At 71.1% G+C, this 3,071-nt stretch carries 4 protein-coding genes; all 4 read right to left on the reverse strand.

The features are described from left to right. Window positions 1–160: acyl-CoA carboxylase epsilon subunit (locus tag JF597_RS53670; protein ID WP_294014340.1), on the reverse strand; the 160-nt coding region annotated here is incomplete at its 3' end. Then, window positions 157–381, reverse strand: coding sequence for an acyl-CoA carboxylase epsilon subunit (locus JF597_RS53675; RefSeq protein WP_294014334.1), 225 nt, complete (start codon window positions 379–381; stop codon window positions 157–159). The genes JF597_RS53670 and JF597_RS53675, both read right to left, overlap by 4 nt. Next, a complete protein-coding gene (locus JF597_RS53680; protein WP_294014336.1) occupies window positions 378–1,922 on the reverse strand; it encodes an acyl-CoA carboxylase subunit beta in 1,545 nt (514 codons plus the stop codon). Before JF597_RS53680 ends, JF597_RS53675 begins: the two co-directional genes overlap by 4 nt. Before the next feature lie 63 nt (window positions 1,923–1,985). Further along, window positions 1,986–3,071, reverse strand: a 1,086-nt coding sequence (locus JF597_RS53685) for a cation:proton antiporter (protein ID WP_294014338.1), incomplete at its 5' end; no start/stop codon positions are given.

Below are 3,071 nucleotides of genomic sequence, written 5' to 3' on the forward strand. Positions count from 1 at the left end.
AACGGGCGCTACCCGGCCCGGACGGGCCCGACCGGCCCTCGGCCGCGCGGGCCGCCGCGACCGCCAGCAGCGCCGCGGTCAACGCCGCGGTCTCCTCGGGCGTCGGCCGCCCACGTTGGATCCGCAGCAGGGGCCGCTCGTCGACGGCGGGCCCGGTCACCGGGCCAGACGCCAGCTGTGCCCCGGCCGGAACCCGGCGGTGCGCTCCCAGCGGTACCAGCGAGCCGTGCCCGGCCCCGGCGGGCGCGGCCGCTCTTCGGCGCCATTCCGGGCCGCGGCAACCGCCAGCAACGCCGCGGTCAGCGCCGCCACCTCCTCCGGCGTCGGCCGCCCGCGCTCGATCCGCACCAGCAGCCGCTCCTCGGCGGCGGGCCCGGTCACTGCGGCGGGTTGCCGTGCTTGCGCATCGGCAGGTCGGCGTCCTTGGTGGCGAGCATCTCCAGGCCCCGCACCAGCACTGAGCGGGTATCGGCCGGGTCGATGACGTCGTCCACCAGGCCGCGCTCGGCCGCGTAGTACGGGTGCATCAGCTCGGTCCGGTACTCCTCGGTGCGTGCCTTGCGCACCGCATCCGGGTCCTCGGCGGCGGCGATCTCCCGCCGGAAGATCACGCCCGCGGCGCCGTCGGCGCCCATCACGGCGATCTCGTTGGTCGGCCAGGCCAGCGCCAGGTCCGCGCCGATGGAACGCGAGTCCAGCACGATGTAGGCGCCGCCGTACGCCTTGCGCAGCACCACGGAGATCCGTGGCACCGTCGCGTTGCAGTACGCGTACAGCAGCTTGGCGCCGTGCCGGATGATGCCGTCGTGCTCCTGGCCGACGCCCGGCAGGAAGCCCGGCACGTCGACCAGGGTGACGATCGGGATGTTGAAGGAGTCGCAGGTCTGCACGAATCCGGCCGCCTTCTGCGAACTGTCGATGTCCAGCACGCCGGCCAGTGAGCGCGGCTGGTTGGCGACGATGCCCACCGCCCGCCCGCCGAGTCGCGCCAGGGTGCAGATCACGTTGGTCGCCCAGCGCTCGTGCACCTCGAGGTGCACCCCGTCGTCGACCAGTTCCTCGATCACCGCCCGCATGTCGTAGGGGCGGTTCCCGTCGCTGGGCACCAGTTCGTACAGCGCCTCGCCGCGCCGGTCTGCCGGGTCGTCGGTGACCACCGCCGGCGGTTGCTCCCGGTTGTTCTGCGGCAGCAGCGACAGCAGATAGCGCACCTCCTCCAGACAGGTCTGCTCGTCGTCGTAGACGAAGTGCGCCACGCCTGACAGCTCCGCGTGCACATCGGCCCCGCCGAGGCCGTTCTGGGTGATCTTCTCGCCGGTGACGGCCTGTACGACGTCCGGTCCTGTGATGAACATCTGGGAGGTCTCGCGGACCATGAAGACGTAGTCGGTCAGCGCCGGTGAGTACGCCGCGCCGCCTGCGCACGGGCCGAGCATCACCGAGATCTGCGGGATCACCCCGGAGGCACGGGTGTTGCGCTGGAAGATCCCGCCGTAGCCGGCCAGCGCGGAGACGCCCTCCTGGATCCGGGCGCCGGCGCCGTCGTTCAGCGACACCAGCGGGGCGCCCGCGGCGATCGCCAGGTCCATGATCTTGTGGATCTTCTGGGCGTGCGCCTCACCCAGCGCACCGCCGAACAGCCGGAAGTCATGGGCGTACACGAACACCGTGCGGCCCTCCACCGTCCCCCAACCGGTGATCACACCATCGGTGTGCGGACGGTTGCCCTCCAGCCCGAATCCGGTGGCCCGGTGTCGCCGCAGCGCCTCGACCTCCTGGAAGGAGCCCTTGTCGAGGAGTACGGCGATCCGCTCACGCGCCGTCAGTTTCCCTTTGGCGTGCTGCCGTTCGGTGGCCGCCGGACTGGGCCCGTCCAGGACGAGCTGTTTGAGTTCGTGCAGTGTGTCGACGCTCCGGCGCATCGGACTCGTCGCACTCGTGGGATGTGTTGTGTCATCGTCACGCATCGGATTCCGCCCCGTTTCTCATGGCTGACGTGTCCCGGCCGTTCCCTGAGTCTGTGAGGGGGCTTCGACCGGGAGCAAGCCGCCTCCAGGGGTCTGCGAGAGCTGGTCGAGCCGCAGCAGACGCAGCAGCGGGTCGGTCGCCACGGTGGTCACCAGGGTCATCACCACCAGCACCGCGAACAGCCGGGAGTCGATCACCCCCAGCGACAGACCGACGTTGAGCACCACCAGCTCCGTCAGGCCGCGGCAGTTCATCATTACGCCGAGCCCCAGTGACTCCCGGTTGCCCTCACCGGCGACCCGGGCCGCAGCGAACGTCCCGCCGATCTTGCCGGCCACGGCCACCAGCAGCACCAGACCGAGCACGCCCAGCGCGGAGAGCGAGAACACCGACTGCAACCGGGTCTGCAAACCCACCGCGGCGAAGAAGAACGGCAGCAGCAGCCACAGCGCCAGGCCCTCGGTCCGGTGCGCGAAGTCCCGCACCGTCCGGGAGGAGCGCGGCATGACCACGCCCGCCAGGAAGGCGCCGAAGATCGCGTGCACCCCGAGCACGTTGGTGGTCACCGCGCAGATCAGCACGAAGAAGGTGATCAGTGTGCCTATCGGCAGCACTCCGCCGCGCCGGCTCTCCAGCACGCGCAGCACGTGCGCCAGCGCCGGGCGCACCACGAACCACAGCAGCAGGGTGAAGGCCACCACCTCGGCCACGGCGACCAGCACACCGAGCGGCGAGTCGCTGCGCACCTCGGCGACCACCACGCCCAGCGCACACCAGGCGGTGACGTCGCCGACGCCGGCCATGGCCAGGCCCATCGCGCCCAACCGGGTGCCTGTCAGACCGCGGTCGGCGAGGATCCGGGCCAGCACCGGGAAGGCGGTGACCGACACCGACAACGCCACGAACAGCAGGAACGGCCCGGTGTGCACCCCGTCGGGCTGATACTCGTCACGCAGTCGCAGCGCGGCGAACATGCCCAGCAGGAAGGGCACGGCGAGCGCCGCGTGCCCCGCGGAGAGCACCTTGCCGCCGAGTCTGCGCAGCATGGTCAGCGGCATCTCGAGGCCGATCAGGAACATGAAGAAGACCACGCCGACCTGCGC

It is taken from the genome of Streptomyces sp., from assembly GCF_019510245.1.
Taxonomy (GTDB): domain Bacteria; phylum Actinomycetota; class Actinomycetes; order Streptomycetales; family Streptomycetaceae; genus Streptomyces.

What these genes read in the sequence shown, in the direction of transcription:
- JF597_RS53680 (WP_294014336.1), bottom strand. Translation starts at nt 1,922, where the DNA reads ATGCGCCGGAGCGTCGACACACTGCACGAACTCAAACAGCTCGTCCTG.